Origin of the sequence: Pseudomonas sp. NFX71 (assembly GCF_048079215.1) — a bacterium.
GTDB classification, from domain to species: Bacteria; Pseudomonadota; Gammaproteobacteria; order Pseudomonadales; family Pseudomonadaceae; genus Aquipseudomonas; species Aquipseudomonas fluorescens_B.
Genome location: NZ_CP182230.1, coordinates 1,428,616 through 1,447,598 on the forward strand (window position 1 = coordinate 1,428,616; position 18,983 = coordinate 1,447,598).

The 18,983-nt window shown below is 61.1% G+C and carries 14 protein-coding genes; 10 read left to right on the forward strand and 4 right to left on the reverse strand.

Annotated elements, in window-relative coordinates; genetic code table 11:
• Positions 1-97: 97 nt before the first annotated feature.
• The 8 genes from betB (at position 98) to yccS (ending at position 13,278) form a co-directional block, all read left to right on the forward strand.
• A complete protein-coding gene (betB, locus tag ACM1ZW_RS06610; RefSeq protein WP_414883086.1) occupies positions 98-1,570 on the forward strand; it encodes a betaine-aldehyde dehydrogenase in 1,473 nt (490 codons plus the stop codon).
• A 165-nt stretch (positions 1,571-1,735) separates the two neighbouring features.
• Positions 1,736-3,439 (forward strand): choline dehydrogenase, encoded by a 1,704-nt coding sequence (gene betA / locus ACM1ZW_RS06615; protein ID WP_017341212.1) that lies wholly within the window; start codon positions 1,736-1,738, stop codon positions 3,437-3,439.
• A gap of 281 nt (positions 3,440-3,720) precedes the next feature.
• A complete protein-coding gene (locus tag ACM1ZW_RS06620; protein ID WP_416740337.1) occupies positions 3,721-5,163 on the forward strand; it encodes a TldD/PmbA family protein in 1,443 nt (480 codons plus the stop codon).
• Complete coding sequence (locus tag ACM1ZW_RS06625; RefSeq protein WP_416740338.1) at positions 5,163-6,500, forward strand: TldD/PmbA family protein; 1,338 nt, start codon at positions 5,163-5,165, stop codon at positions 6,498-6,500. The genes ACM1ZW_RS06620 and ACM1ZW_RS06625 overlap by 1 nt, the downstream gene beginning before the upstream one ends.
• Positions 6,501-6,690: 190 nt before the next feature.
• Positions 6,691-8,118: a multidrug transporter subunit MdtD gene (gene mdtD / locus ACM1ZW_RS06630; RefSeq protein WP_017341215.1), complete on the forward strand. Its 1,428-nt coding sequence runs from the start codon at positions 6,691-6,693 to the stop codon at positions 8,116-8,118.
• Between the two features lie 105 nt (positions 8,119-8,223).
• The gene (gene dbpA / locus ACM1ZW_RS06635) at positions 8,224-9,561 is read left to right on the forward strand and encodes an ATP-dependent RNA helicase DbpA (protein ID WP_416740804.1); all 1,338 of its coding nucleotides are present in this window, start codon (positions 8,224-8,226) and stop codon (positions 9,559-9,561) included.
• Positions 9,562-9,646: 85 nt separating this feature from the next.
• On the forward strand, positions 9,647-10,825 hold the full coding sequence (locus tag ACM1ZW_RS06640; RefSeq protein WP_416740339.1) for an NAD(P)/FAD-dependent oxidoreductase: 1,179 nt from the start codon (positions 9,647-9,649) through the stop codon (positions 10,823-10,825).
• Between the two features lie 269 nt (positions 10,826-11,094).
• Complete coding sequence (yccS, locus tag ACM1ZW_RS06645; RefSeq protein ID WP_017341218.1) at positions 11,095-13,278, forward strand: YccS family putative transporter; 2,184 nt, start codon at positions 11,095-11,097, stop codon at positions 13,276-13,278.
• Positions 13,279-13,434: 156 nt separating this feature from the next.
• Here the strand turns inward: yccS and ACM1ZW_RS06650 are convergent, their stop codons facing one another.
• A complete protein-coding gene (locus ACM1ZW_RS06650; protein WP_017341219.1) occupies positions 13,435-14,172 on the reverse strand; it encodes a substrate-binding periplasmic protein in 738 nt (245 codons plus the stop codon).
• 254 nt (positions 14,173-14,426) lie between these two features.
• Here ACM1ZW_RS06650 and ACM1ZW_RS06655 point away from each other — a divergent pair, with 254 nt between their 5' ends.
• Positions 14,427-14,879 (forward strand): GNAT family N-acetyltransferase, encoded by a 453-nt coding sequence (locus ACM1ZW_RS06655; protein WP_017341220.1) that lies wholly within the window; start codon positions 14,427-14,429, stop codon positions 14,877-14,879.
• A gap of 52 nt (positions 14,880-14,931) precedes the next feature.
• Here the strand turns inward: ACM1ZW_RS06655 and ACM1ZW_RS06660 are convergent, their stop codons facing one another.
• From ACM1ZW_RS06660 to ACM1ZW_RS06670, 3 genes are read right to left on the reverse strand one after another with little or no spacing between them, the layout of a single operon-like run.
• Positions 14,932-15,228, reverse strand: coding sequence for a winged helix-turn-helix domain-containing protein (locus tag ACM1ZW_RS06660; RefSeq protein ID WP_007894945.1), 297 nt, complete (start codon positions 15,226-15,228; stop codon positions 14,932-14,934).
• Between the two features lie 15 nt (positions 15,229-15,243).
• Positions 15,244-15,735, reverse strand: coding sequence for a M48 family metallopeptidase (locus tag ACM1ZW_RS06665; protein WP_416740340.1), 492 nt, complete (start codon positions 15,733-15,735; stop codon positions 15,244-15,246).
• Positions 15,736-15,780: 45 nt separating this feature from the next.
• On the reverse strand, positions 15,781-17,904 hold the full coding sequence (locus ACM1ZW_RS06670; protein WP_017341222.1) for a putative bifunctional diguanylate cyclase/phosphodiesterase: 2,124 nt from the start codon (positions 17,902-17,904) through the stop codon (positions 15,781-15,783).
• 320 nt (positions 17,905-18,224) lie between these two features.
• Between ACM1ZW_RS06670 and ACM1ZW_RS06675 the strand changes: the two genes are divergently transcribed.
• Positions 18,225-18,893 carry a polysaccharide lyase family 7 protein gene (locus ACM1ZW_RS06675; RefSeq protein ID WP_017341223.1) on the forward strand — a complete coding sequence of 223 codons (669 nt, stop codon included), beginning with the start codon at positions 18,225-18,227 and terminating at the stop codon, positions 18,891-18,893.
• Positions 18,894-18,983: the final 90 nt, after the last annotated feature.

Here is an 18,983-nt window from a genome sequence, read left to right on the forward strand (position 1 = left end):
CGCTCAGCCCCTGAACTGCTGCCGATCGGTGTTGCCACACTTGTATGGCTTCACCGCGGTGGCCTACGCCAACCACTTATGCACTTGCGAGGACACTATGGCCCGTTTCGAACTGCAAAAACTCTACATCGATGGCGGTTACTCCGACGCCAGCAGCGACGCCACTTTCGAAGCCATCAACCCGGCTAACGGTGAAGTCCTCGCAAACGTACAGCGTGCGACCAAGGAAGACGTCGAGCGCGCTGTCGTCAGCGCCGAAAAGGGCCAGAAAATCTGGGCCGCGATGACCGCCATGGAGCGTTCGCGCATCCTGCGCCGTGCCGTGGACATCCTGCGCGAGCGCAACGATGAACTGGCCGCCCTGGAAACCCTGGACACCGGCAAGTCGTTCTCCGAAACCAAGTATGTCGACATCGTCACCGGTGCTGACGTGCTGGAGTACTACGCTGGCCTGGTTCCGGCCATCGAAGGCGAGCAGATTCCGCTGCGTACCACCTCGTTCGTCTACACCCGTCGCGAGCCGCTGGGCGTTGTCGCCGGTATCGGTGCGTGGAACTACCCGATCCAGATCGCCCTGTGGAAATCCGCACCAGCCCTGGCGGCGGGTAACGCGATGATCTTCAAGCCAAGCGAAGTCACGTCCCTGACCACGCTGAAACTGGCCGAGATCTACACCGAAGCGGGCGTTCCAGCGGGTGTGTTCAACGTCCTGACCGGCAGCGGCCGTGAAGTCGGCACCTGGCTGACCGAGCACCCACGCATCGAGAAAGTCTCCTTCACCGGCGGCACCGACACCGGCAAGAAGGTGATGGCCAGTGCTTCCAGTTCCTCGCTGAAAGACGTGACCATGGAACTGGGCGGCAAGTCCCCGCTGATCATTTTCGATGACGCCGACCTCGATCGCGCTGCCGACACCGCGATGATGGCCAACTTCTACAGCTCCGGTCAGGTCTGCACCAACGGTACCCGAGTGTTCGTTCCGAGCCATCTGAAAGCGGCGTTCGAAGCCAAGATCGCTGAGCGCGTTGCCCGTATCCGTATCGGCAACCCGGAAGACGAAAACACCAACTTCGGCCCGCTGGTCAGCTTTGCCCACATGGAAAGCGTGCTGGGTTACATCGCCAAAGGTAAGGAAGAAGGCGCTCGCGTGCTGTGCGGCGGTAGCCGTCTGACCGAAGGCGACTTCGCCAAAGGCGCCTTCGTGGCACCGACCGTGTTCACCGACTGCACCGACGAGATGACCATTGTGCGCGAAGAAATCTTCGGCCCGGTCATGGCGATCCTGACCTACGACACCGAAGAAGAAGTGATCCGTCGTGCCAACGACACCGACTTCGGCCTGGCCGCTGGCATCGTCACCAAGGACCTGAACCGCGCTCACCGCGTGATTCATCAACTGGAAGCCGGTATCTGCTGGATCAACGCCTGGGGCGAGTCCGACGCGAAGATGCCGGTCGGCGGCTACAAGCAGTCGGGTGTTGGCCGTGAGAACGGCATCAGCTCGCTGAACAACTTCACACGCATCAAATCGGTACAGGTTGAGCTGGGCGATTACGCCTCGGTGTTCTAAGGCGGCATCTGCTTCGCCTGCGAGGCCGTCATCGCCAGGAGGCTGGCTCCCACAGAGTACGTATTCCAATGTGGGGCCAGCCTGTCGGATCGCCGCACCGTGGCGATCGAGTGCGCAGCACTCCCAACGGTCTGACCTGACCACTTTCAAAGAGGGTGCATTTCAATGTCCCAAGAATTCGATTACATCATCATCGGTGCCGGCTCGGCCGGTAACACCCTGGCGACCCGTCTGACTGAAGACGAAGGCGTCACCGTCCTGCTGCTCGAAGCCGGCGGTCCGGACTACCGCCTGGACTTCCGCACGCAAATGCCGGCTGCCCTGGCGTTTCCGCTGCAAGGTCGTCGCTACAACTGGGCCTACGAAACCGATCCGGAGCCACACATGGACGGTCGCCGGATGGAATGCGGTCGCGGCAAGGGCCTCGGTGGTTCTTCGCTGATCAACGGCATGTGCTACATCCGCGGCAACGCGATGGACTACGACAACTGGGCCAAGCTTCCAGGTCTTGAAGACTGGGACTACCTGAACTGCCTCCCGTACTTCCGCAAGGCTGAAACCCGTGACATCGGCCCGAACGACTACCACGGTGGCGACGGTCCGGTCAGCGTGACTACGCCGAAAGCCGGCAACAACCCGCTGTTCCACGCGATGGTTGAAGCAGGCGTGCAAGCCGGCTACCCGCGCACCGAAGACTTGAACGGTTACCAGCAAGAAGGCTTCGGCCCGATGGACCGCACCGTGACGCCGAACGGCCGTCGCGCCAGCACCGCACGCGGCTACCTGGACATCGCCAAGAAGCGCTCGACCCTGACCATCGTCACCCACGCCCTGACCGACAAGATCCTGTTCGAAGGCAAGCGTGCGGTCGGCGTGCGTTACCTGATCGGCGCCGCTGAAGAGCGCGTTGAAGCCCGCGCCCGCAAAGAAGTGCTGTTGTGCTCCGGCGCCATCGCTTCGCCGCAGATTCTGCAACGCTCGGGCGTCGGCCCGGCCGAACTGCTGAAAAAGCTCGACATCCCGGTGGTCCATGACCTGCCAGGCGTCGGCGAAAACCTGCAGGATCACCTCGAGTTGTACCTGCAATACGCCTGCACCCAGCCGGTCTCGTTGTACCCGTCGCTGCTCTGGTACAACCAGCCGGCCATCGGTGCCGAGTGGCTGTTCAACGGCACCGGCATCGGCGCCAGCAACCAGTTCGAAGCCGGCGGTTTTATCCGCACCCGCGAAGAATTCGATTGGCCGAACATCCAGTACCACTTCCTGCCTGTTGCCATTAACTACAACGGCAGCAACGGGGTGAAAGAGCACGGCTTCCAGGCGCACATGGGTTCCATGCGTTCGCCGAGCCGCGGTCGCATCCAGGCCAAGTCGAAGGACCCGCGCGAGTACCCGAGCATCCTGTTCAACTACATGGCCACCGAGCAGGACTGGCAGGAATTCCGCGACGGCATCCGCCTGACCCGCGAAATCATGCAACAGCCGGCACTGGACGCCTTCCGTGGCCGCGAAATCAGCCCGGGCATTGACGTGCAAACCGATGAGCAGCTCGACAAGTTCATCCGCGAGCACGCCGAAACGGCGTTCCACCCGTCCTGCTCGTGCAAGATGGGCACCGATGAAATGGCCGTGGTCGATGCCGAAGGTCGCGTGCATGGCATGCAAGCCCTGCGTGTGGTCGATGCCTCGATCATGCCGATCATCACCACCGGCAACCTGAATGCGCCAACGATCATGATCGCCGAGAAAATCGCCGACAAGATCCGTGGCCGCAAGCCGTTGCCGCGCAGCACGGCCGACTACTACGTGGCCGGTGATGCACCGGTGCGTGGCAAGCCGCTGCGGGATGTGAGCCTGACTGCTCAGTAAGACCGTTACGCCTCGGCGTGGCTCATCGCGGGCAAGCCCGCTCCCCCAGGTTCAGGGTTGGATTACACATTTGTGATTCACCCAGGCCCCCTGTGGGAGCGGGCTTGCCCGCGATGGGGTCCGACCAGACAACGCCTCCCTGCCTGACACACCCCGGCACTTCCTGCACCGCCCCGCCCTTGATATCGATCCCCGCCCAGGCCTAATCTAGCGCCACGCAAACGTTTCACCCCCCCTCGCAACACCGATACATCGCAACCCCATACCAAGGAGGTTCCCGAATGTTCGATTTCCACCCCCAGCTCAAGCAGCGCTTCGCTGCCTTGCGCACGGGCGCTGAATTCTTTTCGCTGCGTTATGTGCGCGAGTCCGGCCAGTACCTGTCGGTGCGCAAGAACGTCGCCGAACCTCCGAGCCTGAGTCGTGACGAAGGCGCGATGTTGACCGTGCGCGTCAACGGCGTCGAAGCCTACGCCGCGACCAACGACCTGTCGCAATCCGGCCTGCAGGCCGCGCTGGAAAAAGCCGAGCAACACGCCCGCCGGCTCAAGCCCCACGCCCTGCTCGACTTGCGTGATCAAGCCGTCTCCAGCGACCGCGCCGATTACTTCTCGCCGAACTTCGACCTGCCCTTCCCGTCCCTGAGCGATTGCTATCAACTGCTCGGCGCCGAATCAGCGTCCGTGCCCAAGGACGAGCGACTGGTGAACTGGCAGGTGAGCATCGGCATCACCAACGTCGAACAGATCTACCTCAGCAGCGCCGGCGCTGAACTGCGCCAGGCCCAGCGTTTCATCTACCCGAGCCTGGAAGTCACCGCCTACGACGGCAGCGACAGCCAGACCCGCACCCTCGGCCGCGAAAACTTCGGCCAACAGGGCGGCTTTGATGTGATCAGTCGCTGCGGCCTGGTGGGTGCAGGCCCGAAAATCGCCGATCAGGCGCTGCAATTGTTGCTGGCACCGAACGCCCCGCAAGGCCCGCGCGACCTGCTGTTGATGCCCGACCAGATGATGCTGCAGATCCACGAATCCATCGGTCATCCGCTGGAACTGGACCGCATCCTCGGTGACGAGCGCAATTACGCCGGCACCAGTTTCGTCAAGGCAGAAGACTTCGGCCATCTGCAATACGGTTCGACACTGCTCAACGTGACCTTCGACCCGGACATCCCCGAGCAGCTCGCCAGCTGCGGCCATGACGACGACGGCACCGCCGCCAGCAAGCAATTTCTGATCAAAGAAGGCTTGCTCCTGCGTCCATTGGGCGGTGCGCTGTCGCAATTCCGTGCCGGCATGGACGGCGTCGCCAACAGCCGCGCCTGCGGCTGGAATCGCCCGCCGATCGACCGCATGGCCAACCTGAACATCGAGCCTGGCGACCAACCGCTTGAGCAAATGATCGGCAACATCGAACACGGCATTTTGATGAGCACCAACCGCTCCTGGTCGATCGACGATGCGCGCAACAAATTCCAGTTCGGTTGCGAATGGGCACAGTTGATTGAAAACGGCGAGCTCAAAGGCGTGGTGAAAAACCCGAACTACCGGGCGATTTCCGCGCAGTTCTGGAAAAGCCTCAGCGCCGTCGGCGATGCCAGCACCTTCAAGGTTCTTGGCACCCCGAACTGCGGCAAGGGTGAGCCGAACCAGGTGATCCGTGTCGGCCATGCGTCGCCGGCCTGTGTGTTCAGCAATGTGGATGTGTTTGGGGGAGACGCCTGATGACTACGTCAAACAATCAGGCCGACGGGTTCAAGGCCTTGGTCAACTGGCTGCGCGACGCCATTCGCGAACCGGAGCAATTTACCCTCAGCTACGCCGCCGAGTCATCGGCCTTTGTTCGTTTCAACCACGCCAGGGTGCGTCAGGCCGGTCAGGTTCAGCAAGCGAGTGTCGGCTTCAAACTGATCAACGAGGGTCGGCATGCCGACCTCGACATCACGCTGTCGGGCAATGCCGAAGTCGACCTCCAGCGTTTGGCCGAAGGGCTGCAACAGTTGCGCGAGACCTTGCCGTTGCTGCCGAAAGATCCGTATCTGCTGCTCAACCACAACGGCTGGCAAAGCAAGAACGTGCAGGCGCATCCGCTGCCGGACACCGAGCAAGTGGTCGGCGAAATCGCCCAGGCTGCCGAAGGCCTGGACCTGGTGGGCTTCTATGCGGCCGGTCCGATCAGTCGCGGATTCGCCAGCTCTTCAGGCGCGTTCGGCTGGCACCAGGCCAACAGCTTCAACTTTGACTTCAGCCTGTTTCATGACAACGGGCAGGCAGTGAAAGCCAGCTACGCCGGGCACGACTGGAACAGCGAAGGGTTTGCCAAACGCTTTGCCCAGGCACGGGAGCAGTTGGCGTTTCTCGGCAGGCCGCAGCGCACTCTGCCGCCAGGTCAGTACCGCGCCTTTCTGGCACCGGCAGCCATGGGCGAAATCATGGATATGCTCGGCTGGGGCGGTTTTTCGGCGCAGTCGATTGCCAGCAAAAACAGTCCGCTGCAGAAGCTTTTCGCAGGCAACAGCTCGTTCAGCCCGCTCGTGTCCGTCGATGAAAAAGTCAGCGGTTCGTTGAGCCCGGAGTTCTCCGGCGAGGGGTATCCGCGCAGCGATCTCAAGTTGATCGTCGACGGCAAGGCCGGCGCGCAAATGGTCAGCTCGCGCAGTGCAGCCGAGTACGGCCTGACCGCCAACGGTGCCAGTGGCGGTGAAATGCCGAGCGCCTTGAACATGGCGGCCGGGACGTTGCCTGATGCAGAGATTCTCAAGCAACTGGGCACGGGGCTGTACATCAGCAATCTGTGGTACTTGAACTACTCGGACCAGCCGGGGGCGCGCATGACCGGCATGACAAGGTTCGCGACGTTCTGGGTCGAGAATGGCGAGATACAGGCGCCGGTGAGCACCATGCGTTTTGATGACAGTGCTTACAGCTTGCTGGGTTCACAGCTGGAGGCGTTGACCGAAGAGCGCGAGTTGTTGCTGTCGGCGAGCACGTACAGTCAGCGAGCAACGGCTTCGGCGCTGTTACCGGGGGCGCTGATCAGCAAACTGACGTTGACGCTGTAAACACAAAACCCTTTACACAGGGGTTCCTGTGGCGAGGGGATTTATCCCCGTTGGGTCGCGAAGCGACCCCATGACCTCGAATCGCGGAGTTTCAGGCACACCGCATTCGTCGGATTTGCGGCTGCTTCGCAGCCGAACGGGGATAAATCCCCTCGCCACAAGGGTTCCTGGCTATCCCACAAGAGGTCCCATGCCCAACCGCCCGCCTCTCGACGCTGTCACCGCCCGCTGGGTGCCGTGGGTCGTCGCCATTGCCTTCTTCATGCAGTCCCTCGACGGGACCATCCTCAACACCGCCCTGCCGGCCATGGCCCGCGACCTGGCGGAAGATCCGCTGCGCATGCAGGGTGTGATCATTGCCTACATGCTCACCGTCGCCTTGCTCATCCCCGCCTCGGGTTGGATCGCCGATCGCTTCGGCACCAAGAAAATCTTCTTCGGCGCGATCCTGCTGTTCAGCCTCGGCTCACTGCTCTGCGCCCTGTCGAGCACCTTGAGCATGCTGATCGGCGCCCGGGTGATTCAGGGCCTGGGCGGTGCGCTGATGCTCCCGGTCGGGCGGCTCGTGGTGCTGCGCGCCTACCCGCGCTCGGAGCTGGTGCGGATCATGGGGTTCATCACCATTCCCGGCCTGCTCGGGCCGCTGATCGGCCCAACCATGGGCGGCTGGATGGTGGAATACCTGACCTGGCACTGGATCTTCCTGATCAACCTGCCGGTCGGCGCCGTCGGTTGCTACGCCGTGTGGAGATTCATCCCCGACCTGCGCGGCACTGAGCGCACGCGTTTCGACAGCCTCGGTTTCCTGCTGTTTGGCGCGGCGATGGTGCTGATCACCGTCGCCATGGAGGGTCTCGGCGAACTGCACCTGCCGCATTTGCGCGTGATGTTGCTGCTGTTCGGCGGCATGGCCTGTCTGGCGGCTTACTGGCTGCGGGCCGGGCACATCGACAATCCGCTGTTCGCGCCGTCGCTGTTCAAGACCCGGACCTTTGCCGTGGGCATCCTCGGCAACCTGTTCGCCCGCCTGGGCAGCGGCGCACTGCCATTTCTCGTACCGTTGCTGCTGCAAGTGGCGCTGGGTTACTCGCCGTCCCAGGCCGGGATGAGCATGTTGCCGCTGGCCGCTGCGGCGATGGTTGCCAAGTCGGTGGCACGGCCACTGATCGAACGCCTGGGCTATCGCATCGTGCTGACCGGCAACACGTTGGCGCTGGGTCTGATGCTGGCGAGCATGGGCCTGGTCAGCGAGCAGACGCCGTACTGGCTGCTGCTGGGCATGCTGGCGGTTCTCGGCGCAATCAACTCCTTGCAGTTCACCGCGATGAACACCGTGACCCTGATCGACCTCGACGACGCCAGCGCCAGCAGCGGCAACAGCCTGCTGTCGGTGGTCGCGCAGTTGTCTCTGAGCCTGGGCGTTGCGTGCGCCGGTGCGCTGCTTGGCGGGTTCACGGCCGAGGTCGGAAACGATGGCGTGGACACGGTATTGGGCGCCTTCCAACTGACCTTCGTGACCGTCGGCGTCATGGCCATGCTGGCCGCGACGATCTTCTCGCAGCTGTCAAAGGAAGACGGACGGCGTGTCAAACGTCCGGAAGAACACATCGAACCTTAGGGCCAATGGCCACGGGACTGATACACTGCGCGACATTTTGTTTTGCAGGCCAGTCCCGTGACCACCATCGCCACCGCTTTTAATACTTTGCCGCTGTCCGCTGCCATGCTGGCTAACCTCGACTCTTTGGGTTATGCCGAGATGACGCCGATCCAGGCGCAAAGCTTGCCGGTGATCCTGAAAGGGATGGACCTGATCGCCCAGGCCAAGACCGGCAGCGGCAAGACCGCGGCCTTCGGTATCGGCCTGCTCAACCCGATCAATCCGCGCTTCTTCGGCTGCCAGGCGCTGGTCATTTGCCCGACACGCGAGCTGGCCGACCAGGTCGCCAAGGAAATCCGTCGTCTGGCCCGTTCCGAAGACAACATCAAGGTCCTGACCCTGTGCGGCGGCGTATCGTTCGGCCCGCAGATCGGTTCGCTGGAGCACGGCGCGCATATCATCGTCGGCACGCCGGGTCGCATCCAGCAGCACCTGCGCAAGGGCTCGCTGATCCTTCATGGCCTGAACACGCTGATCCTGGACGAAGCCGATCGCATGCTCGACATGGGTTTCTACGACTCCATCGAAGAAATCATTGCCCAGTGCCCCGAGCGTCGCCAGACCCTGCTGTTCTCCGCCACGTATCCGGTGGGCATCAAGCAGCTGGCGTCCAAGTTCATGCGCAATCCGCAACAAGTGAAGGCCGAGGCGTTCCACGACGACACGCAGATCGAGCAGCGCTTCTACGAGATTTCCTCGGAAGAGCGCATGGACGCCGTGGTCAAAATCCTCGCGCATCATCGTCCGGCGTCCTGCGTGGCCTTCTGCTTCACCAAGCAGCAGGTTCAGGAAACCGTTGACCACCTGACGGCCAAAGGCATCTCCGCCGTCGGTTTGCATGGCGATCTGGAACAGCGTGACCGTGACCAGGTGTTGGCGATGTTCGCCAACCGCAGCACTTCGGTGCTGGTTGCCACTGACGTCGCCGCGCGCGGTCTGGACATCGATGCGCTGGACATGGTGATCAACGTCGAACTGGCCCGTGACTCGGAAATCCACATTCACCGTGTCGGCCGTACCGGTCGTGCAGGCGAGAAAGGCATCGCAATCAGCCTGGTCGCACCGTCCGAAGCGCATCGCGCCCAGGCCATCGAACAGCTGCAGAAGTCGCCATTGAGCTGGGATCAGCTCGACAACCTCAAATCCCAGGGCGGCGGTCCGTTGCTGCCGCAAATGAGCACGCTGGTCATCGGCGCCGGCCGTAAAGACAAGGTGCGTCCAGGTGACATCCTCGGCGCACTGACCGGCGATGCCGGGATTCCGGGTGCGCAGGTTGGCAAGATTGCAATTTTTGACTTCCAGGCCTACGTGGCCGTGGAACGCGGGATCGCCAAGCAAGCCTTGCAGCGCCTGAATGACGGCAAGATCAAAGGCCGTTCGCTGCGCGTGCGCATCCTCTAAAAACGCCGCGCCCCCTGTGGGAGCTGGCCTGCCAGCGCCCACATTTGATTGCATTTCAGATCAGTTCCTGTGTGAGGACACCGTTTTGCGCTCTACCGAAGTCGTGATCATTGGCGCTGGCGCCGCAGGGTTGATGTGTGCGCTGACCGCCGCCGGGCGCGGGCGCAACGTGATGTTGCTCGACCATGCGAACAAGGCCGGCAAGAAAATCCTGATGTCGGGCGGTGGCCGCTGCAATTTCACCAACATGTACACCGAACCGGGCAATTTCCTCTCGCATAACGAACACTTCTGCAAATCCGCCCTGGCGCGCTACACCCAGTGGGATTTCATCGGGATGGTCGCCAAACATGGCGTGCCGTACCACGAGAAAAAACTCGGCCAGTTGTTCTGCGATAACAAATCCAGCGACATCCTCGAGATGCTCCTCAGCGAGTGCGATCAGGTCGGCGTCAGCCTGCACCTGGACACCTCGATCCAGACCATCGAGAAGCTGGAAAATGGTTATTTGCTGGACACCACGCTGGGGCAGATCACCTGTGAATCCTTGGTAATCGCCACCGGCGGCCTGTCGATTCCGACCCTGGGCGCCACCGGTTTCGGATATCAGGTCGCGAAGCAGTTTGGCCACGAACTGTTGCCAACCCGTGCCGGCCTGGTGCCGTTCACCATCACCGATCAGCTCAAGGAGCTTTGCACCGAGCTGTCCGGTACGTCGGTGGATTGCCTGGTGAGCTGCAACGACCAGAGCTTCCGCGAGAACATCCTGTTCACCCACCGCGGTCTCAGCGGTCCGGCGATTTTGCAGATTTCCTCGTTCTGGGAATCCGGCGATACGGTAGAGATCAACCTGATGCCGGATCACGACGTACCGGGCTGGCTGCAACAGCAGCAAGCCGAACGCCCGAACAGCGAACTGAAAACCCTGCTGGGCGAGATCTTCACCAAGAAGATGGCCAACCTGCTGGCGGACAACTGGTTCGTCTCCAAACCGATGAAGCAGTACACCCACGCGGAAATCGCCGACATCGCCGAAAAACTGGCGAGCTGGAAAGTCGTTCCCGCAGGCACCGAAGGCTACCGCACCGCCGAAGTGACACTGGGCGGCGTCGATACCAACGAGGTGTCGTCCAAGACCATGGAATCGCTGAAAAGCCCTGGTTTGTATTTCATCGGCGAAGTACTGGACGTAACCGGGCATCTGGGCGGCTTCAACTTCCAGTGGGCCTGGGCCTCGGGTTACGCGGCGGCGCAATTCGTCTGATCCACACGAATCAAAAAGTGTACGAGCTTTTGTGGCGAGGGAGCTTGCTCCCGCTGGCCTGCGCAGCAGGCCCCGACATCTGACGCCACAGTATTTACGACGGCTGCGCCGCCGAACGGCAGCAAGCTCCCTCGCCACAGGCTCAATACTGACCTGACATCGTCGCCAGGGAAGGAACAGATTTTGCTGTCAGATGTGATCGGCGCCATTGCGTCGACGTCATTACTGGCTCAATTTAGCGTCATTGCCTCGGAAGGCCCTCGCACTTCATGCCATCGACCCCATTTCGTCAGTCTCTGCGCCGTCTCTGGGCGCTGGATAAATTCAGTTACAGCGTGCGGGTGTTCATCGCCCTGACGGGCAGCATGGCGCTGTGTTGGTATCAGGATGAAATGGGGCTGCTGATCCCGCTGTTCCTGGGGATCATCGCCAGCGCCCTGGCCGAGACCGACGACAGTTGGCAGGGCCGCCTCAACGCTCTGGCCGTGACGCTGGTGTGCTTCAGCATCGCGGCCCTCTCCGTCGAACTGCTCTTCCCCTACCCCATCGTCTTCGTCATCGCCCTCGCGCTGGCCAGTTTCGGCCTGACCATGCTCGGTGCGCTGGGCGAACGCTATGGCGCGATTGCCTCGGCAACGTTGATTCTGTCGGTCTACACCATGATCGGCGTGGACCAGCGCGGCGGCGAGGTGACCGATTTCTGGCACGAGCCGTTGCTGCTGGTCGCCGGCGCGGCGTGGTACGGCGTGCTCTCGGTGTTGTGGCAAGCGATGTTTTCCAACCAGCCGGTGCAGCAGAGCCTCGCGCGATTGTTCCGTGAGCTGGGGTTTTACCTGAAGCTGAAGTCGTCGCTGTTCGAGCCGATCCGGCAGATGGACGTGGAAGCGCGTCGACTGGAACTGGCCCAGCAGAACGGCCGGGTCGTCGCGGCACTGAACGCCGCCAAGGAAATCATTCTGCACCGGGTCGGAGACGGTCGACCGGGCTCGAAAGTCAGCCGCTACCTGAAACTCTACTTCCTCGCCCAGGACATCCACGAGCGCGCCAGCTCCTCCCACTATCCGTATAACGCGCTGGCTGACGCCTTTTTCCACAGTGACGTGCTGTTCCGCTGTCAGCGCCTGCTGCGCCAGCAGGGCAAGGCGTGCCGAGCGCTGGCGGAATCGATCCAGATGCGCCAACCCTTCATTTATGACGCCAGCTTCGCCGAAGCCCTGAGCGACCTGCACGCTTCCCTCGAACACCTGCGCATCCAGAGCAACCCGGCCTGGCGCGGACTGCTGCGATCCCTGCGCGCGCTGGCCGCCAACCTCGGCACTCTCGACCGCTTGCTCAGCGATGCTAGCAACCCCGACGCCCTCGCCGACGCCACCGACAGCAGCCTGCTCGACCGCTCGCCCCGCAGCCTCAAGGATGTGTGGATGCGCTTGCGCACTCAGCTGACACCGACCTCGCTGCTGTTCCGCCACGCCCTGCGATTGCCCCTCGCGCTGAGCATCGGCTACGGCATGGTGCATCTGATTCACCCGTCGCAAGGTTACTGGATCATCCTCACCACGCTCTTCGTCTGCCAACCGAACTACGGCGCCACACGCCGCAAGCTGGGTCAGCGAATCATCGGCACCGCCATAGGCCTGACCCTGGCCTGGGCGCTGTTTGATCTGTTCCCGAACCCGCTGATCCAGTCGTGCTTCGCAATTGCCGCCGGGGTGGTGTTCTTCACCAACCGCACCACGCGCTACACCCTGGCGACGGCGGCGATCACCTTGATGGTGCTGTTCTGCTTCAACCAGGTCGGCGACGGTTATGGTCTGTTTCTGCCGCGACTGTTCGATACCCTGCTCGGCAGCCTGATCGCCGGGCTCGCGGTGTTCCTGTTCCTGCCGGACTGGCAGGGTCGACGCCTGAACAAGGTGCTGGCCAACACCCTGACCTGCAACAGCATTTACCTGCGCCAGATCATGCAGCAATACGCCGCCGGCAAGAGCGACGACCTGGCTTATCGCCTGGCCCGGCGCAACGCGCACAACGCCGATGCGGCATTGTCGACGACGCTGGCCAACATGCTGATGGAGCCTGGGCATTTCCGTAAGGAAGCGGATGTCGGGTTCCGCTTCCTGGTGTTGTCGCACACGTTGCTCAGCTATTTGTCAGGACTGGGCGCACACCGTGAAACCCTGCTGCCGGCGGACGTGCGCGAGCATTTGATCGAAGGTGCCGGCGTGAAACTGGCGGCGAGCATTGACGAGATCGCTCAAGGCCTGGCGAGCAAACAGCCGATTGCGATTCAAAGTGATGAGGAAGAGGCACTGGCCAATGAGCTGGAACAGATGCCTGACGAGATCGATGAAGGCCAGCGCCTGGTGCAGACGCAGTTGGCGCTGATCTGTCGCCAGTTGGGGCCGTTGCGGACGTTGGCGGCGCATCTCATCAAGGACACCAGCGAGGATTGAAATCGGTGGTGGCTGGGCGGGTCTCATCGCAGGCAAGCCCACCACTGGGGGACATGTGCGGTGTCCGGAATTGCATGCACGCCATGAATCCATTGTGGCAGCGAGCTTGCCCGCGATGAGGCCATCAGCGACAGCGCAAAATCCGGATCAGCCCACTCACATCCCATGCGCCTTCATCAATCGCTCATAACTCCCATCCGCCTTCATCTCGGCGATCTCCCGATCAAAACCCGCCACAATCTGTTCATGCTGCGGATTTTTCAGGCTGACCAGAATATGCAGGCTGTTCTCGCTCAAAGGCTTGGGCAGGAATTCCACGGAATTGCGCACCTTGGCTGACTCCCGTGCCAGGTAGTAACGCGCGACGTATTCATCCTCCAGGGTCAGCTTGACCCGGTCGGCGGCGACCATGCGCACGGCCATGGCGAAGCTGTGCACCGGGATCTTCTGCAGCGAAGCGTCTTCATCGAACGCGGGTGAATAGGCATAACCGCGCACCACCGCAATCGGGTACATGTGCAATTGCTGCAGATTATTGAATTCGATCGGCGCGTCCTTGCGCTTGAGAAAGCGCACGCGGTTGAGCAGGTACTCACCGGAGAATTGGCCAAGTCTGGTGCGCTCATCGGTGTACCAGGCGTTCACCAGCACGTCGTAACGCCCCTCGCCTATACCCAGCAACGCACGCGCCCACGGCACCTGCTCAAAATCGCTGGCATAGCCGGCGCGGGCCAGCGCGGTGCTGACAATGTCGGTGGCCAACCCGCCGTTGACCAACGTGGCGTCGGTAAAGGGCGGCCATGAATCGGCGACCAACCGCAGCTTTTCCGCTGCAGCACTCTGAGTCAGCAACAGCAATCCGATCAAGGCCAAAGCTCGATGCAATCGCGGCATGCTCGAAAATCCTTAGCGGGCGGTTGCCCGACGTTTTCAGCCAAAACTCCAAGGCCCCGTACCGGCAAAACCCAGGTACTAACATTAGCTCATCGAAGCCACTGCACAGCGCTTCATCCCAGATTACACAAAGAAGACAACGCCGCGCGAAATGAATGATGGCATTTTGGCCTTTGTCACAGATTTCTTCGCCATCGAGACATCTTTCGTGCAGACGCTTAGTATCGGAGGGACGATGCTCAAGGAATGTGAAGATGACAATCGATTGGATCTGCAAACACCACAGTGATCTGGGCAAGGAGCAGCTTTACGCCGTTCTGCAGCTACGCGCCGAGGTGTTCGTTGTGGAGCAGAAATGTATTTATCAAGACGTCGATGGCCAGGATCTGGAAGGTGACACCTGCCATCTGATGGCCTGGGACGGGGATCGACTGGTGGCGTACCTGCGTTTGCTCGATCCTGAATTACAGGGCGGAGACGTGGTGATCGGGCGGGTGCTTACCGCGCCGGATTATCGCGGCAAGGGCCTGGGTCATGAGCTGATCGCCCAGGCGTTGAAGCAGGCGCAAAAGCGCTGGCCTGAAGTGCCGGTTTATCTGTCGGCCCAGGCGCATTTGCAGGGGTATTACGGGCGGTACGGGTTTGTCGTGGCGGGTGAGGAATACCTGGAGGATGGCATTCCGCATATCGGGATGCGTCGTTCTTGAGGGCCCTATCGCGGGCTTGCCCGCGATGGCGTCATAACTGACGCCGCAGAATTCAGGGATACTCCAACACCGCCTTGATCTGCCGCAGATTACGCTCGATCCACCCCCGGTCAATCGCTCCCCACTCGCGAATCCGATAACGCCCGGCATGATTGCGCGCGCCCTCTTCCTGCTCGAATTCACAAACGATGTCCAGATCCGCCAACGCCGCAATGGTGTCCTGGGCCGTGCGCCGGGGCATGCCGGTCACCTCGGTCAGTGCCGGGACGCTGCTGGCCAGCCCGCTGTCGATCAGGTACGCCACGTACAAGCGGCGATAGAAGCTGCTCTTGGTCTTGCTCACGTCCATCCACACACTCCTTGGCTACTGCATTTCCCGCCACGTCAGGTACACCCGCAAATCGAACTCGATCTGGTGGTACCCCGGCAACATGTGTTCGCACAGCTTGTAGAACGCTTTGTTGTGATCCGACTCCTTGAAGTGCGCCAGCTCATGCACCACGATCATCTTCAGAAATTCGGCGGGGGCTTCCTTGAACAGCGAGGCCACGCGGATTTCTTTCTTGGCCTTGAGCTTGCCGCCCTGCACTCGGGAGATCGTGGTGTGCAGGCCGAGGGCGCGGTGGGTCAGGTCCAGACGGTTGTCGAACAACACCTTGTCGATGGCCGGGGCATTGCGCAGGTATTCCTGCTTCAGGTCCAGCGCATAGGCGTACAACGCCTTGTCGCTCTGCACGTCGTGCGTTTGCGGATAACGCTGGCTCAGGTAATCGCCCAGCCGGCCTTCGATGATCAACCGACGCACCTGGTCCTGCAAAGCAGCGGGATAGGCCTGGAGGAATTTCAAGGCAGTCATCGGGGCGGCAACATCGATTACGGAAAGGTCGCCAGTGTAGCGAATTCAGTCCGTCAGCGCGCTCCAGTCGAATGGCTGTGCGAAGTCGCTGACCTCTTCGGCCACCATCGGGCGGGCAACCAGGAAGCCTTGTACGTACTCGCAACCATTGGCTTGCAACCACTCATATTGCGCAACGGTTTCCACCCCTTCGGCGATCACCAGCATTCCGTATTGTTTGCACAGGTCGATCACATTGCGCACCAGCGCCGCATCCCGTGACGACGCTGGCAAGCGAGCGATCAGATGTCGGTCGAGCTTGAGCGTGTCCAGATCCAGGTCACGCAGATGGGACAGCGAGCACGGCCCCGAACCGAAGTCATCCAGCGCCACCCGCACGCCCAGGTTACGCAGCAGACGCAGCTGTTTGCGGGTTTCCTCGGGGTTGTGCATCAAGGCCTCTTCAGTGACCTCGACTTCCAGATGACGCGCCTGCAACCCATGACGTTCCAGCACCTGGCGCAACTCGGTGGCCAGGTTGGGCATGCAGAACTGCGTGCTGCTCAAACTGACGCTCAGCACCAGGTCCTCGGCAAACAGGGTTTCCCAGGCTTTACGTTGGCCAGCGCCGCGTTGATAAATCCAGCTGCCCAGGCGACTGATCAGCCGCGCTTCTTCCAGCAACGGCAAAAACAGCCCGGGGGGCACGTCGCCGACACTCGGGTGCTGCCAGCGCAACAGCGCTTCGAACCCGCGAATCTGTCCACCGGCGATGGCCACCTGCGGCTGGTACACCAGATTGAAATCACGGTTTTCAATGGCGGTGCGCACACTTTCTTCGAGCATCAGCCGTGAGCGCGCCCGACCATTCATGTCATGGTCATAGAAGCGATACTGCTGACGGCCGGCGCGCTTGGCCTCGTACATGGCAATGTCCGACGCCCTCAGCAAACCATCGAGATTGGCCCCGCAATCCGGGTACGTAGCAATGCCGATGCTGGCGCCCAGCGCGATATCCAGACCATCGATCTGCTGACAGATCGACACCCGCTCGATGAGTTTTTCGGCAATCTTCGCCGCCTGTTCGGGGAACTCCAGATCCAGCAGCGCCGTGAACTCATCGCCGCCCATGCGCGCCAGAATGTCGAACGGCCGCAAGCACGCCTTCAACTGCTCGGAGACCCAGCGCAACACGCGGTCGCCGGCATCGTGGCCGAGGGAATCGTTGACCCGCTTGAACCCGTCGAGATCGAGGTAAAGCAACACCCACGCGCTGTCAGAGCGCTCGCCGCGCAGCAACAGGTTTTCCACCGTCTGATAAAACCCCCGGCGGTTGAGCAGCCCGGTCAACGGATCGGTCACAGCCTGGAATTCCAATTGCTGATGCAGGTGGCGCACCACCGACATGTCCAGCACCGTCACCACCATCGCATGTTGTTCGGTGGGCAGCGGCGCGCAAGACAGCGCCACGGGCACCTGCTGGCCGGGGGCCGTACGCAACAGCGCGTCATGCAGGCGCAAGGTTTCGCCGCGCTTGTAACCGGCCAGCAACTCGGAATCGGCCCAGATCGGTATATGCGGCTTTTGCAGGTAATCCAGAAACTCTTTGCCCTGCAGGTCTTGCAGCGTGGCATTGAGCAGACGCGACATCGCCGGGTTGGCAAAGCGAATCAGACCGTCCTCGCCGACCACCAGGATGCCTTCGGCGGCGTTGTCCAGCACCGACGCATTAAAAGCGCGCGCGACCTCCAGATCGTGGCTCAGGCGCTGCAACGCCCGGCGATTGCGCTGATGCTCGAGCAGGGCCTGGACTTTGGGCTTGAGAATTTGCGGATCGAACGGTTTGAACAGGTAATCCACTGCACCGCTGGCATAGCCCTTGATCACGGCGTCCTGGGACTGTTCATTGGCGGTGAGGAAGATGATCGGTGTCAGGCGGGTGCGTTGGCTGCCCCGCATCAGGCGCGCGACTTCAAAGCCGTCCATGCCCGGCATCTGCACATCCAGCAGTACCAGGTCGATATCGTGCTCGAGTAAAAGACTGAGGGCTTCAAAACCGGACGCAGCCGTCAAGACCTGCCAATCCTGACGCTGCAGCAACGCGCGCATGCTGATCAGGTTTTCAGGGTAATCATCGACGATTAAAAGTGTTGAGCTGCCTTCGGCTGGCGTGGGTTGCGCGCATTCCATGCTGCTTCTCTTGTTGGGGCGTCAGGCTGGTTTCTCGTGAAAACCGGACAAATAACAAGCCTTCACTCTAGACCGGGATTCGCTAAAGCAGAAGATATCAGTACGCCATCATTTAACTAAAGGGTTCATTTACCGACTAACGGTCACCGCTACAGGCCGCTAAAACCGGGAAAGATGGCCTTTTAACAGGATTTTGACGTCATCCATCTGTCAGACAGGCGTTAACAAAAGGGCCTTCTACGCTTATAAAGACCGCCCTCCAAGGCGCGTGCTAGAGCTTCTGGTACGTCCGTGCTGCAAAATTTCTGGAAGCTTTTCCTATGATCGATCTCGCATCCTGGAACCTCAGCGTTCCTGTCGGCAACCCGCCGTACACCGTTGAAACAGCCAAACTGGTGAAGGGTTTCAAGGATCAATACTTCCATTCCGACACCGGCACCCTGTTTTTCTGGTCCCCGGTGACTGGCACGAAAACCGAAAACGCGAAATATCCGCGCACCGAACTGCGGGAAACCTACAGTAACGGCACGCTGAAAAACTGGTACTACCCGGACGCCGACAATTCCCTGCGTGCCACCCTGGCGGTCAACCAGGTGCCGAGCTCGGGCAAAATCGTCATTGGCCAGATCCACGCCTATGAAAGCCAGAAGCCCATGGTCAAGGTCGAGTATCAGTACAAGACCAGCAGCAAGAGCGGCAACATCGTCGCCAAAGTGCGCATGCACCCTGATGATGGCGAAGGCCGGGTGATCACCGTCGCTACCGGCGTGAAGCTGGATCAGGAGTTTTCCTACCTCATCCACCTCAGTCCTGGCGGGGCGCTGGGCATCAGCGCCGCGGGCTATCAATGGGACACCAACATCAGCGCGACGTGGCGCGTCAAACCGCTGTACTTCAAGGCCGGGGTGTATGTGCAGGACAACACCGGGTACACCAGTGAAGGCGGGAAAGTGACATTCAGCAAGCTGGATATTGATCACGATAAGTAACGAGAACCCAGGCACACACCCGCAACGATGACACTCCCTGTGACGAGGGAGCTTGCTCCCGCTGGGCTGCGAAGCAGCCCCACCCCTGCC